The organism is Acidisoma sp., from assembly GCF_965199065.1.
In the GTDB taxonomy this organism is placed as follows: domain Bacteria; phylum Pseudomonadota; class Alphaproteobacteria; order Acetobacterales; family Acetobacteraceae; genus Acidisoma.
Window position 1 is genome coordinate 166,092 of record NZ_CBDAQN010000001.1, and the last position, 22,619, is coordinate 188,710.

The 22,619-nt window shown below is 62.7% G+C and carries 23 protein-coding genes; 1 reads left to right on the forward strand and 22 read right to left on the reverse strand.

Annotated elements, in window-relative coordinates; genetic code table 11:
- Positions 1 to 61 precede the first annotated feature (61 nt).
- A protein-coding gene (locus tag ACOEQ1_RS00815; RefSeq protein WP_419757222.1) for an IS3 family transposase occupies positions 62 to 1,272 on the forward strand; the annotation gives its coding sequence in 2 pieces (ribosomal slippage) (positions 62 to 383 and positions 383 to 1,272; 1,212 coding nt in all).
- Here ACOEQ1_RS00815 and ACOEQ1_RS00820 read toward each other — a convergent pair.
- From ACOEQ1_RS00820 to ACOEQ1_RS00925, 22 genes are all read right to left on the reverse strand, one after another.
- Positions 1,224 to 2,108 (reverse strand): hypothetical protein, encoded by an 885-nt coding sequence (locus ACOEQ1_RS00820; protein WP_419757342.1) that lies wholly within the window; start codon positions 2,106 to 2,108, stop codon positions 1,224 to 1,226. The two genes, ACOEQ1_RS00815 and ACOEQ1_RS00820, sit on opposite strands and share 49 nt — an antisense overlap.
- Positions 2,108 to 4,045: a phage tail protein gene (locus ACOEQ1_RS00825; protein WP_419757343.1), complete on the reverse strand. Its 1,938-nt coding sequence runs from the start codon at positions 4,043 to 4,045 to the stop codon at positions 2,108 to 2,110. The genes ACOEQ1_RS00820 and ACOEQ1_RS00825 overlap by 1 nt, the downstream gene beginning before the upstream one ends.
- A 138-nt stretch (positions 4,046 to 4,183) precedes the next feature.
- Positions 4,184 to 5,323 carry a hypothetical protein gene (locus ACOEQ1_RS00830; protein WP_419757344.1) on the reverse strand — a complete coding sequence of 380 codons (1,140 nt, stop codon included), beginning with the start codon at positions 5,321 to 5,323 and terminating at the stop codon, positions 4,184 to 4,186.
- A 94-nt stretch (positions 5,324 to 5,417) separates the two neighbouring features.
- Positions 5,418 to 7,973 carry a right-handed parallel beta-helix repeat-containing protein gene (locus ACOEQ1_RS00835; protein WP_419757345.1) on the reverse strand — a complete coding sequence of 852 codons (2,556 nt, stop codon included), beginning with the start codon at positions 7,971 to 7,973 and terminating at the stop codon, positions 5,418 to 5,420.
- A gap of 4 nt (positions 7,974 to 7,977) precedes the next feature.
- Positions 7,978 to 8,478, reverse strand: a complete 501-nt coding sequence (locus tag ACOEQ1_RS00840; RefSeq protein ID WP_419757346.1) for a hypothetical protein — start codon at positions 8,476 to 8,478, stop codon at positions 7,978 to 7,980.
- Between the two features lies 1 nt (position 8,479).
- Positions 8,480 to 9,739, reverse strand: a complete 1,260-nt coding sequence (locus ACOEQ1_RS00845; RefSeq protein WP_419757347.1) for a hypothetical protein — start codon at positions 9,737 to 9,739, stop codon at positions 8,480 to 8,482.
- Positions 9,740 to 9,848: 109 nt separating this feature from the next.
- Positions 9,849 to 10,535: a hypothetical protein gene (locus ACOEQ1_RS00850; RefSeq protein WP_419757348.1), complete on the reverse strand. Its 687-nt coding sequence runs from the start codon at positions 10,533 to 10,535 to the stop codon at positions 9,849 to 9,851.
- Positions 10,536 to 10,545: 10 nt separating this feature from the next.
- A complete protein-coding gene (locus tag ACOEQ1_RS00855) occupies positions 10,546 to 11,670 on the reverse strand; it encodes a baseplate J/gp47 family protein (protein ID WP_419758603.1) in 1,125 nt (374 codons plus the stop codon).
- A gap of 73 nt (positions 11,671 to 11,743) precedes the next feature.
- Positions 11,744 to 12,109 (reverse strand): hypothetical protein, encoded by a 366-nt coding sequence (locus ACOEQ1_RS00860; RefSeq protein WP_419757349.1) that lies wholly within the window; start codon positions 12,107 to 12,109, stop codon positions 11,744 to 11,746.
- Positions 12,110 to 12,113: 4 nt separating this feature from the next.
- A complete protein-coding gene (locus ACOEQ1_RS00865) occupies positions 12,114 to 12,686 on the reverse strand; it encodes a phage baseplate assembly protein V (protein ID WP_419757350.1) in 573 nt (190 codons plus the stop codon).
- Between the two features lie 30 nt (positions 12,687 to 12,716).
- Positions 12,717 to 13,820 carry a hypothetical protein gene (locus ACOEQ1_RS00870; protein ID WP_419757351.1) on the reverse strand — a complete coding sequence of 368 codons (1,104 nt, stop codon included), beginning with the start codon at positions 13,818 to 13,820 and terminating at the stop codon, positions 12,717 to 12,719.
- Positions 13,807 to 14,004, reverse strand: a complete 198-nt coding sequence (locus ACOEQ1_RS00875) for a hypothetical protein (RefSeq protein ID WP_419757352.1) — start codon at positions 14,002 to 14,004, stop codon at positions 13,807 to 13,809. The genes ACOEQ1_RS00870 and ACOEQ1_RS00875 overlap by 14 nt, the downstream gene beginning before the upstream one ends.
- A gap of 2 nt (positions 14,005 to 14,006) precedes the next feature.
- A complete protein-coding gene (locus tag ACOEQ1_RS00880; RefSeq protein WP_419757353.1) occupies positions 14,007 to 14,747 on the reverse strand; it encodes a hypothetical protein in 741 nt (246 codons plus the stop codon).
- Between the two features lie 1,488 nt (positions 14,748 to 16,235).
- Entirely contained in the window at positions 16,236 to 16,538 is a 303-nt protein-coding gene (locus tag ACOEQ1_RS00885) for a hypothetical protein (protein WP_419757354.1), read from the reverse strand.
- 150 nt (positions 16,539 to 16,688) lie between these two features.
- Positions 16,689 to 17,048 carry a hypothetical protein gene (locus tag ACOEQ1_RS00890; protein WP_419757355.1) on the reverse strand — a complete coding sequence of 120 codons (360 nt, stop codon included), beginning with the start codon at positions 17,046 to 17,048 and terminating at the stop codon, positions 16,689 to 16,691.
- Positions 17,045 to 17,476 (reverse strand): hypothetical protein, encoded by a 432-nt coding sequence (locus ACOEQ1_RS00895; protein WP_419757356.1) that lies wholly within the window; start codon positions 17,474 to 17,476, stop codon positions 17,045 to 17,047. The genes ACOEQ1_RS00890 and ACOEQ1_RS00895 overlap by 4 nt, the downstream gene beginning before the upstream one ends.
- Positions 17,477 to 17,515: 39 nt before the next feature.
- The gene (locus tag ACOEQ1_RS00900) at positions 17,516 to 19,075 is read right to left on the reverse strand and encodes a phage tail protein (RefSeq protein ID WP_419757357.1); all 1,560 of its coding nucleotides are present in this window, start codon (positions 19,073 to 19,075) and stop codon (positions 17,516 to 17,518) included.
- A gap of 15 nt (positions 19,076 to 19,090) precedes the next feature.
- A complete protein-coding gene (locus tag ACOEQ1_RS00905) occupies positions 19,091 to 19,933 on the reverse strand; it encodes a hypothetical protein (RefSeq protein ID WP_419757358.1) in 843 nt (280 codons plus the stop codon).
- Positions 19,933 to 20,586 carry a hypothetical protein gene (locus tag ACOEQ1_RS00910; protein WP_419757359.1) on the reverse strand — a complete coding sequence of 218 codons (654 nt, stop codon included), beginning with the start codon at positions 20,584 to 20,586 and terminating at the stop codon, positions 19,933 to 19,935. Before ACOEQ1_RS00910 ends, ACOEQ1_RS00905 begins: the two co-directional genes overlap by 1 nt.
- The gene (locus ACOEQ1_RS00915) at positions 20,586 to 20,975 is read right to left on the reverse strand and encodes a hypothetical protein (protein ID WP_419757360.1); all 390 of its coding nucleotides are present in this window, start codon (positions 20,973 to 20,975) and stop codon (positions 20,586 to 20,588) included. The genes ACOEQ1_RS00910 and ACOEQ1_RS00915 overlap by 1 nt, the downstream gene beginning before the upstream one ends.
- Positions 20,975 to 21,283: a hypothetical protein gene (locus ACOEQ1_RS00920; protein ID WP_419757361.1), complete on the reverse strand. Its 309-nt coding sequence runs from the start codon at positions 21,281 to 21,283 to the stop codon at positions 20,975 to 20,977. The genes ACOEQ1_RS00915 and ACOEQ1_RS00920 overlap by 1 nt, the downstream gene beginning before the upstream one ends.
- A 5-nt stretch (positions 21,284 to 21,288) precedes the next feature.
- Positions 21,289 to 22,611 carry a DUF4043 domain-containing protein gene (locus ACOEQ1_RS00925; protein ID WP_419757362.1) on the reverse strand — a complete coding sequence of 441 codons (1,323 nt, stop codon included), beginning with the start codon at positions 22,609 to 22,611 and terminating at the stop codon, positions 21,289 to 21,291.
- Positions 22,612 to 22,619 lie beyond the last annotated feature (8 nt).

Below are 22,619 nucleotides of genomic sequence, written 5' to 3' on the forward strand. Positions count from 1 at the left end.
CTAGCTGATCTTCCCTGGTTTGCGTGGACACCCAGAGGCATGATTTAGCTGGAGGTGTTTGATGGATCAGCAGGCGACGAGAGCCAAGCCACGTTCCTATACAGAGGATTATAAGCGCCAGGTCGTTGACCTGGTGGTGAGCAGCGGGCGTACGTCGACGGCAGTGGCGGCCGAGGTCGGCCTGCACCCGACATTGCTGTGCCGATGGGTGCGGCAGTATGGCGGCGGCACTGCCGCGGTTGAGGCGGTACGATTGGCAACTGCCCCCTCTCTCAAGCGCATGCCTGTTCCGACGGCTGACCAGGCTGCGGAGATCGCACGGCTGCGGCGCGAGTGCGACCGGCTGCGCATGGAGCGCGACATTTTAAAAAAGTCTATTTCGATCTTCGCGGGACCGCTGAGATGAGGTTCCGCGTGGTCGAGGACTACCGAGACCTCTGGCCGGTCCAGGCGCTCTGCGGCGTGCTGGGCATCTCAACTGCCGGCTACTATGCTTGGCGGAGCCGGCCGGACAGCAAGCGCGCCATCGACGACCATGCCTTGCTGTCCGAGATCCGCCAAGTGCACGCCAATAGTGGAGGCCGTTACGGTAGTCCTCGTGTGCATGCCACTCTGCGGGCCCACGGAAGAAAGGCTGGCCGTGGCCGGGTTGAGCGGCTGATGCGCCGCCATGGCCTGCGCGGTCTCGTCGTCCCCCGACGGCGGGTGCAAACGACCGACAGCCGCCACGCCTTCCCGATTGCCCCAAATTTGCTAGACCGGAAGTTCACGGCTGCGGCGCCGAACCAAGTCTGGCTGGCAGACCTGACCTACATCGCAACCGAAGAAGGCTGGCTTTATATGGCGGCCGTCATGGACCTGCACACTCGCAAGATCGTCGGCTGGAGCATGCGTGATCATCTCCGCGCTGAGCTGGCAACATCGGCGCTCATGATGGCCATCCAACGTCAGCGGCCCGGCCCGGGCCTAGTCCAGCATTCCGACCGCGGCGTCCAATATGCGTGCGACGACTACCAAACGGCCCTAAAGGCGGCAGGCATCATCCCGTCCATGAGCCGACGGGCCAACCCGTTGGACAACGCACCAATGGAAAGCTTCTTCCACACGCTGAAGACCGAGCTGGTGCATCATAGGACCTACGCCACCAGGGGCGATGCCAAACGAGACCTGTTCGCGTATGTCGAGGGTTTCTACAATCGCCAGCGCCTTCATTCGGCCCTGGACTACCGCACGCCAGACCAGGCAGAACGGCAAGCAGCAGACGTAGCGTAAACCGTCCACGAGAACCGTGGAAGATCAAGCGCGCGTTCCCAGGTTGCCATCTCATGGAACCAGAGCTGAGCGGCACCTTGCAGGTCCATCTCGTGCATCAGCACGATCTGGCCAACGGTGGCGGTCGGCAGCGGGTTGGGCACGGCAGCTGCCACCTGCACGCCATCCAGCCAGGCATCTACGCCCATACCAGGAGTGTTGCGCAGGATAATGGCATGGGTATGACGACGCGTGATTTGCAATGACAATACAACTTTAGCGCTGGTGGGGAACAGCGTCAGCGTGTTGCCCGTTGTCGACAGGGAGAGGAGTACGGTCCCGTTCGAGCAGATCAACGAGACCGAGTTGGCGTTGACGTAGTACGTGCCCTGCCTGAGGTTCGGCCGGCTCCAAACCAGCATCCGCGTCCAGGGGGCATCCGGTGCGAACGACAGACTCGGCAGTTGCAGGCCGGTATCAGGGTCGAGCGTCGGCGCGTAGGTGGGAGCAGCGCTGTTCGTGGATTGTGAAACCTTCGCTCCAAGACCGCCCAACAGCGCGTTCAGCCGTGGTGTCGCGATGAGCGAGGCTCCCGGCACGCCGCTCGCATTGTAGTAGTGGTAAGGCGTCATCGCCTGGTTGTTGCTGGACTGGTCCGTCAGACTCGTTACGACTTCATTCCAGGCGCTGGCCCTTCCAGCATCCCACCAGCCGGAGAGGCCGGTAATGGCGGCAGGGGTCGGGCCGGAAAAGGTCGCCGGCGGCGGGACGGTTGTGGTGCCGTCGCTGCCGGCAGAGGTGAGCAGCGCCACACCGGCCGACACCAGCAAGGGCTTATTGAGGGCTGCGAAAAGCATTAGCTGACCGTGACGCTGGCGGAGACGGCTCGCACGCTTCCATCGGCCGTCTCAACCCAGCCGTAGTAAATCCCGGCCGCGGAGGGGGCGCTCAGGTAGGCGGCGTAAAGCGAATCGCCGTTGGACTGACTATTGACGTAAATGCCCGCCGTCCAACTCGTAGGCGAGACAGTTGCCGAGGCCGACCAGCCAAACTGGATACTGGCTGTGCTGCTGCCTGGGGCGAGAAGAGCATTAACCCCAATAGCGGCTTGTCCGGGCGTATAGTGCCCGACGGGCGGTGACTGGAAACTCAGCGTGGTTGTGCCGCCGCCACTCGTGCCGCCGCCGCTAGCGCCCGAGCCTCCGGTGCCCGTGCCGCCGCTCGAACCACTACCGCCGCTACCGCTACCGGAGGCAGCGACCGATGTTGTGGTCACCAGTATGCTGGCGCCCCCACCTAAATTTACTAAGAATTTTTCGTTAATGCCTTGGTAGCGGACTTGCACATCGGCCTGCACGTAGCCGAGTGCCAAACGGTTGTTTGGGTTATTCACACTGTCGCAGAGGACGGCGAAAGGTGGCGACCCGTTGTTGCTGCCCAGCAAGCCTTGGCTCAGCAACCCCGAAAGAAAGCTCATCAACGTGCTGCGAATGTTGCGGAGGAGTGCGGTGTTGATGACCTGCCCTACGTAGATGCCCATGCCGGCGCTCAGTGTTGCGGCGATAAAGTTTGTCAGCCGCGTGTAGTTGTCGCCGCTGATCGCCGGGTTGCTGCTGCTGTTGTGGCCGAGGCGGAGTGCCCAGATCGCAAGGCCGCCTGCGCCTGGATTGGTAATGACGTCTATTCCTGCCTCGAATAGAGCTGCAAGTTCCGCGGAGCTGTAGGCTCGGGTAACGCCTGAGCCCGGCAACCCGACCGTCTGGCTTCCCGCGATGGCGAAGCACGGCTTGTTGAGCCCTGATTGCTCCGGGGATAGGTTGGCGAGCCGGCCGGCCGCGAACGCCTGAGGGCTGACCAGCCGCTGCGTTCCGTTGGTCGCGTCCCACCACCATAGCCAGTCGCCAAAGAGAAGTTTCGCCGCGAAGCTGTCAACACCAGCCGATGCCTTGATGGCGATGGCATTGCTGATGGTATCGCTGGCCGGCCCGGCGAGCATGGCATACATCCCCTCGGATGAGGCGAAGCCCTCGATAGCCGACCATTGGCCCGGATCGACGGCATCGCAGAGATCAAGGATGGAGCAGCCTTGCCCGCTCAGCGCGTACATGCCGGTGTACGGAGCGGTTGTGCTTCCGGTAAGGATGGCTGAAGTAACCCCTGTGGCGCCGTCTGCTCCGCCGCTGAGGGTGTAAGTCGCGGCTGTGGGAGCCGTGGCGCCGCCGCCCAAGCTGGCGGTCACGAAGGTGGAGGCGCGACTGGAAGGCTGACCGGCCCCGGTGTTTAGAGCGGCGGCGAGTGTGCTCCAGAAGCCTGCTCCCACGCCTTCGATATTGTCGAAGTGTTCAGGCGTCAGCCCAGGGATGCCCATTATGGCTGCCCAGCTGCCTGCCTTGCTCCCTGCGGCGAGCGTGATCGAGATCTGATCGCCCAGGCTGCCGGGGTGGAGCGCCGTGAAGGTTATGCAGCCGGAAGGGCCGGGGCCGGTGGCGGGAGCTTGGGTGCCATCAGCGGCACGGACACAGATGAAGGCGGCGGCGCCTTGTTGAACGGCGATTGCCACATGAGTGCCCATGTCAAAGAGGCGGTTCCTTACCGGTCCGAAGGCGGAAGCATACTCAGCCATGGTGCCTAGACTAACCGGGACGTCCACCGGTCCCCAGCTTGCGGAGCCGACAAGACCGATTACATTGCTTGGCACTCCATTCAGCGAGGTGACGCTTGGCGGCACAAGCTGTACATAGAGATCCGGCACGACCAGAGCGGTCGTGTTCAAGGCGCCTTGTTGTGTGATCATGGGGAACTCGTCTTACGAGGGGTGTCACGGCGGTGACGCCGCGAGCGAATCAGGGTTGCTAGCATCTTGGCGAACGTCATCCGTTCCACTGCGGAACGTGCGGGCTCATGACGCTGAGCTACTTTGTAGAAGTTGCTATTACAAAACGATTATGGCGGCGCTTATCGCGGATGCCGAGTTCGCAAGTGCCTGTGCCCAGCAGAAATAGGTGCCAGCCGTTCCTGGAGCCGTTAGATAGGCGCCCCAAAAGGTTGCGCCACTGCTTTCGGTATTGACCAGGACACCGGCTGTCCAACTCGTCGGCGCAACTGTCGGCGAGTTGGAAAAGCCAAACTGGATACCCGCCGCGGCAGTTCCGGGAAACAAAGTGGCATTCACCGCAATACTGCCTTGACCGTTCGTGTAGCTGCCCGACGGGGCCGTTACGAACGCTATGGTAGCAGTGCCGGAGCTCGTGGATGTTCCGCCTGAGGTAATACTCGAACCGCCGGACGATACGGACGAGCCTCCCGACGTGACGCTTGAGCCACCGGAGGATACGGACGACCCGCCGGACGTTACTGTCGAGCCACCGGAGGATACGGACGACCCGCCGGATGTCGTGCTGCTGGATGACGCGGCTGCTGCGGTTTGCGGTCCGGCCCAATAGACCAGGTTGCCGCCGGAATAGCTGACCGCCACGATCCGTGTCCCCGTCTGTGTTGGCAGACTGGTCGTGCCCGAGCCACCGGTGATGCCGGTTCCCATCGTCACGGCACCGGCCGAGAGATTTAAAACGTCGCACGCGAAGCCGGAACCCATGTTTGCGAAGTTCGCCGACAGAGTGAGCGGCTGGCTGCAGACGAGGATCGCGTCGTTATGTGCTGTCGCGTCAAGAACAGTATTCGTTGTGAGCTCGACGACGCGCTGCGTGGCGATGGGCAACTTACCGTCGATATAGTTCCAGAGTGCTGCCATGGTCTGCCGCACCAGCGAGGGACCGCCCTGGTCCACTGCCAGCAGATCGCTGTCGGCGGCGATGGCGGCAGGCTGCAGTTGATCGACTGTTGTTCCTTCCAGGAGTGCGCTGATCGAGCCGACCGAGATCGTGCCGGAGGTCAGAACGAGCCCTTGCCCTAGGCTGATGGTTTCCGGACCGCCGGCACCGAGTGACACGCGACCCAGCAGACTGCCGGTAGGCGTCATGATCGCTGGCTGCTGGCCCGCAAGTAATGTCGCGAGCGTTACCCCGTTGGTGCCGTTTCCCTGATCGATGGGCAGGGTATCGGTGACCGACAAGGGTCCGGCCACGGGAAGATGGGCGATAGTGGGCATGGCAGAAACCTCTTTCGGCTAATCGAGAGCCCGGATTGACCGCTCTGGCATCAGGTCGTTAAGCGATCGCAACCCAGCCTGCCGCGCCCGTCCCGGTCTGCTTGATCCAGAAGACGCTGCCGGCAGCCCCCGTAAGGTTGCGGTAGTCCGAACCTGGTTGGGCTGTCACGACTCCCTGGGGCGTTCCTGTACCAACGCTTGTGGTGCAGCCAGTAGCCTGGCCATCGTTGACCCACCGCACGGCCCCGCTGCCGGAGGGATGCATGCGCATGTCTCCGGACAGGTTCGTTAGGGTCACGCTGCCGTCGGTTCCAGGTTGTACGTAGTCCGTTTGCTGGTAGCGGCTCGCATACCACCCCGCATTTAGTCCGACCCATTCGATTTCGGAGTTAGCCGGCGTTGTGATTGAAACACCGGAACCTGTTGCTTGAATTGGGTTAGTGCCGGCAGAGGACCATTGTGCGGCTACAGCGCAGAAGACCCGGAGACGCCGGTTTTTCGGGACAGGTATCCCAATGAATGCAGTTGCAGTTGCACCTGACCCACCGCCGCCGCTCAACGTGACGGTCGGTGCGGAGGTGTAGCCCGACCCAAGCGAGACCATGCGGAAGCCAATAACGACACCGTTCGTGATGAAAGCGGTCGCCACCGCGCCGGAGCCGCCGCCGCCGCTGAAGTTGGCTTTGGGCGCACTGGTATAGCCGGTACCCCCTGCCGTCAGAGTGACGAAGGTGACATAATCGTCGTAGTTGTTCGCGTTGAGCGAGCGTAGGCTTTGGATGGGCGCAGCATTGCTTTGGATGGATATACCGTCCACGACATCTGGATAAAGGAGACTGTTCAGCCCTACAAAGTTACCGTTCCCGGGGATGTAGGGATTGCTGAAGAACACGCTCCCCGAGCCGTTGAGTAGATTACCCTCTACAGTCACCGTATTCGTAAGTGGCAGCAGACAGAGGCTTATATCGCCACTTGGTGCCGTAATGAAGTTGTTGCGGGCTACTTGTACCTGTTGTGGCCCGTCTATCAGCAGAATGCCACCGCCGCCCAACGGCATGTCGATCGTGTTCTCGGTGATTGAAACGTCCACGGAAGGAACGCCGATTGGCAAGCCGCCGGCGTTCGTCTCGTTATTGTAGATAACGACCGCATAATAACTGGTGTTGGCGATGAAGTTGCCAGAGATCCGTGGCTCCTGAGCACCCCCTGCATTGATGCCAATGCGCGACGTGGTGACCAAATTGCCTGCGATCAAGGTGAAGTTTGCAGCTCCGGCGTCAATTCCAAAGCCTTGGTGGCTTGTCACGATATTGTTCGTGATTGAGCTCGCCCACGAATTGGCGAGAATGCCGCCGTTGTTGAGGTTCGACCCGCCGTTGTTGTAGACGACATTGCCGTGAATGAGAATGTTGTATCCCTGGGAAACGATCCCGTACTCGGTGTTATCGTGACAGATGTTGCTTGCCACCAAACAGACCGTGGCATCCGCCGTCTCGTTGGTGATGCTCGCGGGTGAGGCGTAGGAAGTCGCATAGTCGCCGACAACTATACCTATCTGGTTGTTCGAGCATTGGTTGCCGACAATCGTCGTAAGCCGCGTCTTGACTACGTGATTTGGATCTATGTAATCGACGTAAATCCCGGCGACGGTGTTGTCATGCAAGTGGCACGCGCTGACGGTCACGCCGTCAGCGGCAGCACAGCTTATGCCGTTCGAGTTTCCGAAAGCTTCGCAGCCAATAACGGCGTGCCGGGCGAAGACGGGATCCGAGGTGCTAAACACCAGCCCGTCACCCGATACTGCGTTGGTGAAGGAGCAGCGCTGGAAGGTCGAGCGGACGCAGCTCGCAACAACGGTCACGCAATTGCAGGGGCCGGTCAGGCCTACATTCGCGTCGAAGATGATGCCCTCCACATGGATGAGGGAGGCCGTCAACGTGATCCAACTGGATCCGCTGCTTTGTGTCAGCCGGCGCAAGGTCGTTTGGCCCGGCACACCTATAAGCGTGAGGCAGGTGGCGCTGCTTAGTGGGAGTGGCCCGTTCACGACATAGCTCTTGGGGCCGAGTCGGATCGGTAGTCCAACTGCTATTGCGGCATGAAAAGCCGCACTATCGTCGGTGCTGCCATTCCCGGCAGCACCGAAATCCTCTACCGAAACAGTGTCGCCAAGAAGAGCTGCAAACGTTCGCGAAGTGGTTGCGCCGGTCGCCATCGCATGCAGGGGTGACGCATCAAAACCTGGTAGTGTCGCCAGGCTGGAAAGGAATGTGCTGTAAGACACTGCATTGGCTGTGCCGCCTTGTGAAAGGGCCACCAAGTCTGTCGGTGCCGGGGGCGTCCCGGACGCCAGGCTGCTGATCACGAAGGGGGCTGGCGCCGCAAGAATACCGTTAGCCAGGGTGAGGTTGACGCCGACGGTCACTGGTAACGGCGCGCTCGCCGTGCCGGTACTATTGCCGAGCAAAGCTCCAGGCGGCACGGAAATCGCCGGTTGCAGGCCTGCTAGCAGCTGAGCGCGAGTGACCTTGCGGGTATCTCCGTTCTGAGACGTCGCCAACTCATCGGTATCGGCACTAGCAATCGCCGCCTGCAACTGATCGATCGTGGGCATTCGGTCAGCTTTCGATGAAGATGGGGTTACCGGACTGGTCGACGATCGGAGCCCCGGTATTGGTCACGAGTTCGGTGCCAAGCGGCGGTTCTACCGAGAGAGAGAGGCAAGGCAGCATCACCGTGCGCTGAAAGCCGCGGCCGGCGAGCGTGCCTATGGTGAGCGTCACGCTGTAGGTCGTGCCGCTTTGCCCGGCGCTCAGCCACAGGATCGCCTGGTGTCCATTGCTGGTGGTGGAGGTGAGGGTTAGGTCGCCCGCCGCAGCGGGGCTGATCGTGATGTTGAGGAAGGCGATGCTGTCTCCCTCATCACCCCAGATGGCGGACGAGATATCGTAGACGTAGTCAAGAACGTCGGCTGGGTCTTTGACTGGCCAGGCGACGATGCTGCCGGCGGTTGGCGCAGGGCATGCCCCGCGCGCTCGCGGCGTGAACCCGGTGATGGTGAGCGTGCGCGCCGCGCTCGGCTTCCAGGTGTGGATGGCGGGGGTGGCGGAAGCGGACATGTCAATACTCCAGCACGACGAGGCCGGCTGAGCCCGACCCGCCTGTGGCGCTGCCGGTGCTGTTGTAGACCCCACCTCCGCCGGAACCTGGGGCTTGACCGTTGATCGATCTGTTGGCCGTCCCGCTGGTCGCTGTGGAGGCTCGGCCGCCACCGCCCATCATGCTGGCGCCCCCGTTGCCGCCGATCACGGTCGTGCCGTTCTGCCCGTCGGAACCGCACCCGCCGAAACCTGAAAGCTCGCCTCCGCTGCCCTGGCCGCCGGCACCACCGAAGGTCGACTGACCGGTCATGTACTGTCCGCCTGTCCCCCCGCTGGCACTGCAGAAGCCAGCAAACATGGAGGCTCCGCCGGGAGCGCCAGAAGCGTCTGCGGCACCTCCCAGGCCTCCGGCCCCGACTGTGATGGCGAGCACGTTGCCTGGGGTTGTCGCAAAGGTGCCGCTTGCGAAGCCGCCCGCGCCGCCGCCGGCTGCTGCATAAGTGCCGTCTGAGCCGCCGCCACCACCACCACCACCAATGACGGTTGCTCGGATCAGGCTTACGCCGAGCGGGACGGTGAAGGACGTGGTCTCGGCGTAAGCGACGCGGCGGGAAAAGCCGGGCGTCAGGATCGGCAGCTTGAAGTTCAGAAACGGCGACGCCGGATGCGCAGCGATATTGGCAGCAACGACGGCGCTCTGTCCGTTGTTGACGGTGATGAGATAGAGGCCTGACCAGCCGGTGTCGATCGCCGGTGCTGTTTCGGTGCCGGTGTTCGCAGCGGCTCCGGCTTTGAGCTGTAGCTGTACCCGCTCAATGCGCCGTGTGTTCTGTGCAACGCCCGAGTTATTCGGGCCCGAATAGGGTTGAGCCGGATTGGCGGCGTTGACATAGGGGAGCACCACCGCGGTCGCATCGGTTTCGGCGAATGTAGCCTCGATCAGGTAGATTACGCTTTCACCGGGCGTGGGCGGGGCGGAGAGCGTGAAGGTTGTGGGGCTAAGGTTGATGCCCATCTTCAATATCTGGTCGGCCGTGTCGGCGGCCAACGACCCGAAGGCCAGCGCGTCGACCGGCCCGAATTGCGTCACTGAACCCGCGCTCAGGGTCACGCTCAGTGACGCGGGCGAAGTTGGCTGACAAGCAAGGCCGTCCACAATCGTAGTTGTGCCGAGCACGGCCTGTGCCAGGGCACCTAGCGCCACCATGGCACTGCGGTTCTGCGACAGGAAGTCCGTGTCGAGCGGGATCGAGGCGGGATAGACAATCTGCCGGTCCATGAGAAGGTCCTAAAGGGGGATACGGGCGTTGTGTTCATGCTCACCGCCTAAGGCTCCACGGGAACAGCCGTCTCGATCCACGGCGGCCGCCTGAGGTGCCGATGCGCACTCAATCGGACAGTCTGGTCCAAGCGATCGTCGCCGCCGGCAGGCAGTTCGCAATGGTTGCGAAGATTTGTGCGTCGGTGATCTGGCCTTCGATTAGTGTGGCGTCGCCATATTGCAGGGCACCGTTATTCCAGCCTCCAAGACTGAGATTTTGCGTAGTCGTTGCGGCAAGGCTGCCCCAGCTTCCGCTGTTCGCAATGCCGCCGCCGGCCGGTCGATAGGCGGTGACGAAGCATTGAAACGGCAAGTTGAGGTTCCCCCAGCCACCGGTCGTATTCCAGCCAAGCCCGGTGGTGCCAAGTCCCCCGGTATCGGGTGGGTAAGCCGGCTCGAAAACGACGGGCGTGCGGCCGGTGAAATTGGTGACAACCTCGATCAGCGCCGCCCTTGTCCCGCTTGTCGCCTGGAGATTGCGGCGAATACGGGCGCTGAACGCGGCATCGGTTTCGCCGGTAAGACGCCCCCAGTCGGTGCCTCCATAATCACGGGCTATAAGATCGAGCCAGCCGTTGGTCGCCGTAGCGATACGGCTCTGCTGGCGGACATAGGCAAGCAGGGTGTAGAGCCAGGCCCAGGCACTCGCGAGGCCGTTGAGCAGTCCTGAGAGGACCGGCGCGTCGTCCGCGAACCAGCCATTCGGTAATGCGGCGAGGAGCCGCGCACGCATGTCCTGCTGATCTCCGGTCATCGGTTTTTCCTCAAGAGATTGCCAAAGAGCCGACCTTGATGACCATGGCGGGAGCTGCTTCGAGGTCGGCGGTGCCCCCTTGCAGGGTCAGGCCGGTCACGTTGTTGACGGCGGAGCTCGCGCCATAGGCGAGTTGCGCGAGGCGCGTGTAGGCCAGACTGCCCCCTACGGGGAGGTTGTTGACAAAGCTCGTTACGGCAGAATTAACGGCTGAGATTGCGATACCGCTGTCTGAGCCTGGCGCGATGCTGAGCGCGAGCGAGATATCGGCGAGCATGATCGTTGGCGCGTTCACGGCGAAGATGGAGCCAACAGGCCTCACCAAGTTTACCGCAGTCTGGATGGAGCTCAGCAGCGAAGCAGGCGGGAAACCCGATCCATCATCCACGGTGACCAAAAACTTACCAGGCGTATAGTCGCCATTACCGTCCGTGTTTTCCTGCACCGTGCAGTTCACACCTTGCTTGATACTTGTCGTGGCGTAGTTCACCGCCTGCAGCGTGGCGCGTGTGCGGCTGTTGATGAAACTCTGAAAACGCAGGCGGAAGGCGGCATCGGTCTCAGCATCAAGACCAATCGTCAAAGCGAGCGCATTGGTCACGGTGTCGACACCGGGGAGTGCGCTGGTGACAAGGCTGATGGTGCCGGGGAGAACATTCCCGGCGCTCCCGGGCACCGTGGCGGTGACGGGAACGCTGATTGATGCCACGCCGACACCAAGCAGATAGCCATTCTGGCTGGCGCTCCAGGCCGCGTTGTTGGTGTCGGTAACGACCGAGAACTGCGTGGTGCTGTCACTTGTGGTGATGGTCGTGCCAACTGGGATGAGGGTCGTCATCGTCGGCGTGTAGCGGCTGAAGGTGACGCTTCCCTGTGCCGCGATGGCGGTCAACCGGGCCATGCCAAAGTCGGCGCCGAAACTGTCGACGTCCAAGCCGCTGCTGGTGGCGAGCCGCGTTGTCTGCAACACGAGCAGGATAAGCCACTGAAGCCAGAGACCAAGCGAAGCATTGGCTTCTAGCAGAGCACGAAGTACGGAACCCGTGGTGAAGTCGAGAAGTTGAGCCGCGCTACCTTGCACGGCTGCAGCTGTTTGCTCCACAAGCGTGCTGAAGTTGCGCAGGAGTAGCTGCATGATCAAATTCCCGAATCGGATCGAAGGGATGGCGTGAGGCGTGCATCGAAATCGAAGGAAGCTCGCGTGGAACTTATCCCGTCATAACGACGTTGATCGCCTGGGCGGTCGTCTCGCTCGCGTCGGTGTAGGTGATCTGCAGCGAGACGATGTTGCTCTGTGCCTGTACGTCGATCAACGGTGTAGGCGTTTGGGCTACAGCACCCTCTAGGAAGATCTGACTTCGTATTAAGCCCGCGATGGCGGCCGCATCCACCGGCATGCCAATCATCGAGGGCAAGCCGGCGCCATAGGTCAGTTGCCAAATGTAATCGCTTGGATTTGTCAGAAGACGACGCAGCACGCGCTGTTGGCCTAGTGTGCTGCCGGAAACAGCGGCAAGATCGCCGCTTGCGCCGACCGCGAGGTCACCACCGAAGGTATGGTTGATATCGGACATCGGACTACGCCTGGGGTATGGGCAGGCCGGTAGACCCGGGCCCGTTCTGCACATCCGGATGGACATGCTCGTCGTAGATGGTGCGTAGGTCTCCGAGCGTGCCGTGCGCACGAGCTTGGTCGGAGATATCGCCGCTGACGATGAGGTTGCCGGTCAACTGTATGGTTCCGGTGAGGTTCCAAATGGTTGCTTTCCCCTCGATGCTCCCGTCATTATGAAGCTTGAGGCAGGAACCTGTCTGGTGGACCAGCCAAATCTCGCCCGATGGCGCCTGTGGCGGCTGAGCAGCCGACGAGAACAATCCCGCGAGGACGATGCCATGTTCAGCCTGACCTTCCTGCGCGAGGACCACAACTTGCTGGCCCGGTGAAGGCGGAGAGACCATGCCCCAGCCCGCGCCTACCCAGTTGGCAGCGATTGGCAGCCAACCGCTGAGCACCCCTTCAGGCTGTAGCGTAACCTTCGCGCAATAGGTTGCAGGGTCGACGGACTGCACAATTCCGCAGCGGACCTGACCGGTAGCGCCGCTCATCACGCCCGCCTGGGCGCGGATAGCATTGAGCCAGGCTTCCATCATAAGATGTTCCAATCGACGGGGTGGATCAGGTCACGCCTGCAGAGGCGTGTTGACGGCTCTGACAGTCTGCGTGAAGCCATCCCGGGGCGAAACACGGCGGACGATCTCGTCTACGGCGTAGGTCTGGTCGAAGCCGCTGTTGGTGCCTTCCAGCAGCACCAAGCTGCGCGGCGCGAGATCAAGTTCGCCGGGCATCGTCACTGTAATAACACGTTCGTGCCGGCTGAGATCACTCAGCGTTTGTGTGGCGAGTGTCATGGCCTGCTGAGGCGTCAGGTTTGGGCGGATCAGCGCGTAGTTCGTCACCGTCCTGGAACCTACTGCACCGGTCGTGGCGATGGCACCCCGCATCGAGGAACGCACGGTTTGTGTGATCATTGCCGCTTGACGGCTGTTCCAGCTTTGCACGGTGACCACAATGTCCCGTGCTAAGGCTAAACTGCGCTCCATTTGGAGGCTCGTCAGCGTCGTTGCGGCAGAACCCCCCGGCATCCATTGCCAGACGGTAGGCAGCCCATCCGCGGCCGGCGGCGCAAAGCACAGGGTGGTATCCTGCACATAGACATCGAAGCCTTCGACCTCGGCCAGTTCCGATAGCAAGTCCCACTCCGTCACCCTCCTGCTCGCCTGATGCAGCGAAGAAAAAGCGTGTCCGTCCTGGTAATAGCGGCCGACCGGCGTCGCAGTTCCAGTGACCACAGGCGTCAGTCCATGCCGCAGTGCCAGGGTCTGGGCGATCTCGCTCGAGGTATTGTTGGAGAAGGTCTCTGCGCTCAGCGTATCGATGAAGAGGCCTGTGAAGTCGCGTCCAGTCAGGTGAGCGGTGCCGTTGGTCATGTCGACCGTTATTCCGTCGACAGTACCTGTCATCAGGCTTTGCCACGTGGCGACCGCCGCCGGAAATCCGGGCGGTGCGAGGCCTACGAGGATGTCCGCGGTTGCCTGCGTCATGCTCGAGAGGATTGCGGGAGTGAAGTCGGCGTCGGCTCCCAGGGCGATGACAAGCCGAAACCAACCCGCAGCCTGATGGTCACTCGTGCAAACCTCCGCCTCGGTGACACCGGCTATGCCGTTGCCGTTGAGCACAAGCCGCAGGAACACGCTGCGGGCGGCACCTAAATCATTGGCCGGCAATGCCACCTCCCGCCGCAGGGTTCGGCGTAGGCAACTGCAAAGTGGTGACGCCGGTCAGCAGGGGGTCGGAAAGGTTGTTCAGCTGGGCTATGCGGATCCACTGAGTCGCATCGCCCAAGTTCTCGGCGGCTATATGAAACAGATCGCCCCCAGCCACCGTGATCGTGCTCTTGCTACTGCTCATCATCAGGTTCCGATGTTCTGCAACGCCGAAAGTCCACTGCCGACGTATCCCCGCGCGGCTGTCAGTGCCGCGAGGGAACCGGCGGTTGCGGTCGTGGCCGTCACAGCGGTGGCGGCGCTTGCCGCATCTTGTCCTGCAAAGCCTAGGTCGAGGCTCGGCAGGACTCCGCCGGTCGTGGCGACATCGGTCGACACCGCCGATTGCGCTGCGGTGACTGCGGCGACGCATTGGCCATAAGCGGCGGTGCCATAGGTGGTTGCTCCTGCCTGGCCGAGTGCTGCACGCGCGGCTGTCAATTCCGTTTGTGGGGTACTGAGGAAATTCGCCGCGCTGGCGAGGTTCGACGTAATGCTGGCCGCTGCCGAAATGGCTATGGAGGCGGCCGCATATATGAGGTTGCTCTGAACGACACAGCGCAGGCGATAGGGGATCCACCACGGCTTGCGATAGTCAAACTCGGCTTCCGAGATGATGACGATGAAGTATTGCTCGCCCCAGCTCAGCGGCAAAGTCGTGCCGGCAACGCGCATGGCATCGATTAGTTGCGCCCGCGCATCCGCATCCGATCCTGATATGATCCCGCCAAAGGTTATGTCGGTATCGGCACCGCCAAGAACGTCGATTACGCGGCCTCCGCCCGGCAGGTCATGCACCGCCAAGCGCTGTTTGCCGCCGAAGGTGATGGTGGCGGGAATCTCGAAGGCTTGGAGCGTGACGAGGCCGAGGGTAACGGTCGTTGTCATGGTGTCCGATCAAGCTTTAGAGGGGAGTGCCGGGCCAGGCTGGTGCCATCCGTGTATTGAAGCTCCGTGCGGCCGTGGGGGGACGGCCTGCTTCTCGCGCCATGGCGCCGGAGAGCCATCGTCCCACCTGAGCCCCGTCGAGCATCACGTCGCCCTGCACATTAGCCATTTGCGCATGAGTTGAAGGCGCCGGTGCCTGGGTCGTTGCGGCTGTCGCTGTGGTCGCCGATGGCGGCTGAGGATTTAGACTCGCGCTTGCCGGAGGGGCTGATGACGGCACATGCGAGACAACGTTTCGCACCCCGTCAGGGGCAGTTGGTAGTCTAGGCGGCGGCGTGACACGGTCCGGCACGGTCGCCTTGCCTGCCTCCGTGATCGGTTCCCGTGTGGATGCCACCGCGGGAGCCGGACCGGCGGAGCGGCTGGGGGCCGCAGATGGCATGGCCGGCCCTACCTTGGGTGGGCGCTGATAGACGACAGCCGTCGAGGCTGTTTTCGCCATTGGCGGCGTTGTGGTGCTTCTCGGACGTGTCGTCTCGCGCGCCTGGGCACTTGATACGGGTGTCTTGCGAGCTGAGGAACTCCCGGCCGTTGGCGGCGACTCTGCGCTCGGGCTCGGTGCCGATTTTGTCCTCAAGAGAGGGGTCTCAGGCGCCGCCGCACGAACCGGGACAAGGCGGGCCAGAGGTTGAACAGGCGAGGACGGATTTGAGAGCGCCACTTTGATCGAGGGCTTAGCGGCGAGTTTGAGCTGGGAGTCTGCTGGAGGCTTCGTCCCCGGCGTAAGCGGCGGCACCACAGCAGTGATGCGCGCTAATGGGGAAGAAACGGCAACAGGCGGCAGGTCAGGCGGCGGCGGAACCGGTGGGACTGCAAGCACCGAGCGTGCTTGAGGCGAAACCTCCTGCACTTCTGATAGAGGGCGAGGCTGAGGTGAGACCTGTTGGCCCGACGGCACAGGGCCGACCGGAGCCGGTCGGACGAACGGCGCAGGGCTCGGTTGCGGTGGAACCTGCTGCCCTGCCGTTGCCCGGCGCTCCATTGGCGCGGCCGGCTGCACCGGTGGCGCAGGAGGAAGCGCCGGTTGTTGCACCGAAACCGGCGGCTGGACCGGTGGCGGGCTGGGCACCGCAGACATGGCGGGGGATGGCGTCTGCTCTCTTTTGATCTGGACTGAGACACTCGGCGCTGGCTCCGGCGCCAGTTTCGGCATTGAGAGCCGCGGCGCCTGTGGTGCCTCGATTGCTGGCACACTTGGCGCCTTCTGTGGCATCGGAGCGATGACGGCCGCGGTCGCCGGAGGGCTCTGCCGCACGGGTTCCGGCGGAATGTAGGTCCCGAGGTGTAGTCGCGCGATCCGGCTCATTTGTGCAGCCGTCTGATCCGTCTGCCGGCTGAACAGCGACATGTCCCGGCTGATGCGGCGCATCCCCTCGGCTATCCCATCATCAAGGACAATGGAGATGCCAATGGACTCGAGTTCGTCGCTCACGTCAGATCCTTTCGCAGGCTCTCGGTGATCGCTGCACGCATCGCCTGGCGATCGGCGCTGTCGGGCGCAAGGAAGGGCGCGGGCGCCAAGCCCACGTCGCCGCGCTCGCGCCGGACGAGTGCGGGATCGGCTACCTGCACGGTTGCGCGGTCAACATGAGCCGTCGCATGAGCAATTGCTCCAGGTGCGGCAAGGGTTCTACGGCGCGCCGCCTCGGCTAGGGCTGCGGCCGCGGCGGTCAGCGCCCGGCTCCCGATCTCCGTCAGGTCCAGGCGCGAGAGGTCATGGTAGCGTGGCATGCTATCAACGCTCCCAAGCCAGGCTCTCCCAGTTGTATTGGGCGCCCCCCATCTCTCCGAGCGCCACGGTGAACGCGCGCCGCCAGGACTTGGGCAGACTGAAGGCGATGTCGAACGGCACCCCGTTCTTGACGAGATAGAGACACTCGATCAGGTCAGGGTGCAGACTGAGTTTCCCGCTTCCTCTCGCACCTCCGCATCCGTCGGATCGCGCTCGACGATGCCGCGGACGGCGTCTAATCCAGCATTGCCAAGGCGACTGATGAGGTTCTCGATCTGGTGTTCGTTGGCCGGCGGGGGCACCGGCACGCCGTCGATCGCGGTGACGGCGAACGCCACCACGGCCATGCCCAGATACAGCGGATTCCGCCCAAGCTCGGGACCCACGGCCTTGAACAGTCGCAGCTTGTCGATCGCGTGAGGCGGCCGCACAGTCAGAACCCGGCCCGCGGCGTCGGTCGTCTCGACCGTCCCGAAGGCATCGAGAATGCTGCCAGACGGATGATTCACGAGACGGTGCTCCGGCTGGTTGCATAGAACTCCAGCCGCTGCTTGACGCTCGCGTCTCCTTTGTAGAGGCCGGCGGAGGTCAACTTGAACACCACGCCGTTGAACTGATAGGTCGAGGTTGAGCCGTCGATCTCGTCGACGTATTGATAGAGCGTGCCGGGCGGAGGCGTGTTGCCCGCCAGGTAGCTCTGCTCGACCTGGGCCACGAGGTCGTCGGCCGAGGACGATCCGCGCTCGATATCGAAGGAGCCGTCCCAGCCCTTCGGCAGCTCGGCGCCGACCATGGTGCCGTCCATGCGGTCGACACGCACCGATGCGGTGATCTGGCGGCTTTCGAAGCCGGTGACATGTTCGAGGTCGACGCGGCCGAAAGGCCCAAGCACGACGACCTGGCAATCTTTGCCCGTGTTAAAGGTGGTGAGAGCCATAGTGCTTGCGCTCCGTGAGAGTGGCGTGTCGGTGTGACGTTACGAGGACGGGGCGTTGCTGACGGTCGTGCTGCTGATCTGCACGGTCTGGCCGCCCTCGACGTTGACAATGAACTTCTCGTTGATACCCTGATACTGAACCTGAACATCCGCCTGTACGTAGCCCAGTGCCGTCCGAGACTGCGAATTGTTTGTGGAATCACAGACGACAGAGAACGGCTGGCTGCCGTTCGTGCTGCCCAGAAGTCCTTGGCTCAGCATCCCCTGCAGGAACGCCAGCAACGTCGCCTTGATGTTCTGAAACAGTGTCGAGTTGATGACCTCGCCCACATAGAGACCCATGCCTGCGCTGAGCGTCGCCGCGATGTAGTTCGTCATGCGCGTATAGTTGTCGCCGTTGGTGGCTGCGTTCGACGATGAGTTGTGGCCGCAGCGAACACCCCAATAGCTGCCACCCGGCTGTGGGTTGCAGATCACGTCGATGCCATTTTGGAACAGGAGTTGGAGATCGGCGGTGGCATAGGTGCTGGCCTGGCCGGAGGATGCAGAGCCGCTCTTCTGGCTTCCGACGATGCTGTAAAGCTGCTTGTTGAGGCTTGACTGTTCCGGCGAGAGGTTAACCAGCCGGCCAGCCGCGAAACCTTGCGGCGATACAACCCGCGTCACGGCGTTAGTCTGATCATACCAGTAGAGCCAGTCGCCGAACATGAGCTTGGTAGAGTAGCTGTCGAGCCCGGCGGCCGCCTTGGTGGCAACGGCATTTTCGGTTGTGTCGCCCGAAGGGCCGGTCAGGACCATATAGACGCCCTCTGAAAGACCGAACGCTGCCTGCGACGTATACTGTGTCACGTCGATGGAGTCTGCCAGCAGGGCGACCGAGCAACCCTGTCCACGTAGCGCATACATTCCCGTGCGAGGCACAGAGTCGCTTCCAACCAGAATCGCGGAAGTGACGTTCAATGCCCCGTCGGTGCCGGGAGTGCCGGTAGAGAAGCTGACGGTGCCTGCGACTGGAGCAGCCGTACCGCCGGCATAGTGTGCGGTGACGATCTGAGATGCACCGCGCAGAGCACCGTTGCCGGTGTTGATGGCGATGACCATGGCCTGCCACAGCGCGGCGGCAGTTCCATTGATATTGTCGAAGACTTCAGGCGTGTTGCCAGGCAGGGCCACGGTAATTCGCGTGCTGCCCGCCTGCGATCCGGCCGAGATCGTGATCCTTATCCCGTTGCCGTTGCTGCCGGTGTAGAGCGCGGTAAGCGTGATTGCGGTCTGGATGGTGAGTACGGCGGCAGTGTCGCTACCGTCCGTCACCCGCACGCAGCGGAAGTTCTGCGCGCCTTGCTGAACTGCCGTCGTTACCTGGGTGCCCATGTCATAGAGGCGCGGCGTGACCGGTCCGAAGCTTGACGAATACTGCCCCATTGAGCCGACCACGACCGGCTGGCCCACAGGGCCCCAGCTTGCGCTGCCGACGATCCCCAGGATGTCGGTCGGCACGCCGTTGAGCAGCAAGGTCTGCGGCGGCACGATCTGCACGTAGAGGTCGGGCACCACCAGCGCCGTTGTGTTGATGGCGCCCTGTTGAACGATGGGCATTGAGTTTCCTTGGGGTTAGCCGAGGAGGGGCGAGAGGATGCCGGCCGGAGACGATAAGGTTCCCGTTCCGAACACCATCGCCGGCTGCGCGGCGGTGAGAGTGGTGGCGTAGTCGGCGGCATAGATGAGGTCGCGGCGGTAGAGGGTTGCGTTCTCGCTCTGGTCGATGGTGGCGCCCCCGGCCAATGTGATGCGGGCGGAGGTGCCGTCGGCAAGTGTCAGGAACGGCATAGCGGCGACAGCCGCATCTATCGTCGAGGCAATCTGGTCGCGCATGAGCGGAGCCGGGCACCAGCAGCTGACCCGAAAGCTCTGCCTTTGCCGACGGGTTTCCTGATAGGCGCTTTGCGCCTGCTCCACGCGGGCGAAGAGCTCTGCGCCGCTTGGTATCGTCACAGTTGCGCCGGAGATCTGCACGAGCAGGCCTGCGGCAATGAGTTGAGCGGCCAGTGCGGCTGCCACGAGTGCGATCGTATCTCCGCTCTGGATGAGATAGACATACGTTGCGCCAGCGACGGAGAGGCCTGCCATCTGCCCGGCGGCCGTGCTGCCGCCGAAGGTCACAGCGCCGCCGGCCACCGAGACGGTAAGGGTCGGCTTGCTTGCTGTCGTCACGTTCCAGTTCGCCGGATAACGCGTCGTGGCATGCGGATCGCCGCTTGGAAAAATGCTGACATTGGCGGTGCCGCTCGCCAGGTCGGCATGCAGCGCAGCGGCAACCGGCCAGCCGCGATAGACGCGTATGGTTGCGGCGACACCGTCGCAAGTAATCAACGAGGCGGCTGATGAACCGCTGGGATAAAGTGTGAAGGTAACAGCCGCGACAAGCGCATTCTCTACGTCCGATTGATCTGCCATCAGGTGATTGCCTGCGTCGCCGTCAGCCGCCAGCCAAGCGCTGTCCGTTCTACAGCGCTGAGCACGGCTGTCGTACCGGTCTCATCTGTCATCAGGTCGTCCTGTCGGAGTTCGACCGCCTTATCACCGAGCAGCGCGGGCAGGCGCACGATCCAGCTTGCGGGCCCGGGCTCTCCCGGCAACGCGCCGGCGTTACGGCTTCCGGCGCCCGCCATCAGCACGCTTGCAGGCCATCTCTCAAGGAGTAGCGTTTCCTCGCGTTGCTGGACGCCGCCATAGCCATTGCTGCCGGGTTGTCGCGCGCCATCCGCGCGGGTGAAAGTTGCAACACGGTTCGTGAGGACACACACCGTCGGTAGAAGCGGTGGCTGGGCGGCTACGAAAAAGGTGCCTCCGGGTCCTCGAAGATAGTCGCCGGCGCGAGTGTAGGCCGTGTCGTAGACAGCGAACCAAAGCGGCTGGTCGTAGCGGGCACTTCTATTCCAATCCTTATCCTCGGAGTGGAAAGCGGCATTCAGGCATAGCAGGCGATTCGCCTGAGACAACGGCGCGATGCCGCTCCGAGGTCGAAACGCCTCGTACATGTCGCCCAGGTGAAAGGCAGCCTGGCCCATTCCGCGTGCAACGCGGTCGTTCAAGCGCGCGGCGTCCATCAAACCACCAGTGTTATGCCAGGACCCGCGAAGGCCGGACCTTGCGGCACGCCAAGGAAGCTGCAAAGCCGGCGCCGCCACTCGTCGAGGAGCGCGAAGCGGTCGCGGACCTCATCCGGGTTGCGGCTCCACACAGCCGCCTGATCGGTGTCGAGGTTCTGGGCGGCCTGCGGAACAGCAAATTCCAGGCCCCGCAGCGTGCCGAGGTAGGTGCGGCACACCGCCTCTTCCGCGGAGGAGAGGTTGCTCATGCGATACTCCAGCAGCCCATAGGACTGGAAGAAGCGCCAGCCCTGGAAGCCCCAGGGCCCTGCTCCGTATGCCGGATAGCCACAGAAGCGGCGGATGTCCGTCCGCTCGGCATCGGTGAAGCCCAAGGGATTCGTCATCAGTAGAACGAGCCCGAACCGCGCGTGAAAAACACCTGTCCTGTGCCGCTCTGAAGGATAACCGCGGCGGCGCTGACCGTGGCACCGATACCGAAGACCATTTGGCTCGATGCTGGCACTGGCATGGCGGCTGTCGTCGCCGTCAACGCCGCTGTGGCTCCCAGGCACAGGAAGGCCGTGCTGTTGCTGCCATTGTAGACTAGCAGAGACGGTCCGGTTCCCCCGAGCGTCACTGAGGCGCTCGTGGTGCTCGCGGCGACGCTAACCGTCGCCTCGGGGCTGAAGGCGGCGATGCTGCCGCTGGCCATGGCGCTTACCCCGCATGCTCGACCATAACCGCGCGCTTGAAGGCGGCATTGGTCGCGGTGGGAATTGTGAGCGGCGTTGTCGTCGTGTCGGAGGGGGCGCAAAAGCCGCCGATCCAGTACCAGCTCTGCGCGATGATCTGCTGCAGCCGGTCGATTGGCTCGCGTGTCACCATGGCGACGGAGTCGACGATGGTGACGATGGAGTCCGCGGGTGCCACATCGTCGGCGCCAATCCCGGCAAAGTCGCCCTCGATGAGCGCTCCCTGGCCGCAGATGATGGGGCGGCGAACATAGAGCCCGGCGATGGTCGGATGCGGCTGGACGAAGGCCTCGGTCGTCGGAATGAAGCGCAGGCCCAGGAAATCGTTGACCATGCCGTCATGGAAAACGACATTGCTTGATGTGGCGCCGGTGAAGAGCGTCTTGAAATCCGGATCCGCGAAGAGCTGACGAGCCGAGACAGGGTCGAGGTAGCAATTGTAGACGCCGTCGATCTCCGGAACCGCGTTCTTCCGCAAAGTCGCGACTGCATCGAGCAGGTTGCCCATGGCGAGAGTATCGGTCGCCTGGATGAGGGACGTGTTGCCGCGCCCTGCCGGCCGCAGGATCGAGCTTGCGGTAGCCGCCACAACTGAGTTGTAAATTGTGCCCTGTAGGACCGTCACGTTCGTGCTGAAGGTCAGCGTGCCGGAGATGCCGTTCGGCGTAGTGGAGGTGCTGGTTGCATCCGCCGTAGTGCCTATCAGGGTGTAGACGCCGGAGCCGACCGTCACGGAAAGTGGGTTGCTCGATGACACAGCGGATTGCGCGCCGTTGACAAACGCGTTCTGGAAGCCGCGGACATCGTCCACCTGAAGAGTGGGCCCTGCGGCGCCGAGTGTCGCCGACACCCGTGTGTTGCCACCGAAGTAGGCATTGAACAGTGCGTTGCGGGCCAGCTCATCAAGGCTGCGGGCCGCCTGTTCGCCGTTGGTGTAGGCGTTCTGCAGGAACTGGCTGGCGATCCCCACCCGGCTCGTGACCATGTTGAGGTCGGCGGTCGCTGCATAGAAGTTCAGCGTCAGTGTGTACTGCTCAACGCCCCAGCTCGACGTCGTGAGGCCATTGTCAAAGTTCGTATTGAGCGCTGGGGAGAGCGGCGTGGTCACGCTTGGCTTAAGACCCGCACGCGTTTTCGTAAGCGTCTCGCCGATGCCTACGGCAATATCCTCGCGGTCGGCGACAGCCCGATAGCCGAGGCGGGAGCGCAGCGCCTGCTGGAACTCGCGCTCCAGGAAGCCCTGCTGGATGATCGGCTGCAAGGCCACGGGGAAGTTTTGGATGCCCATTTCGATCC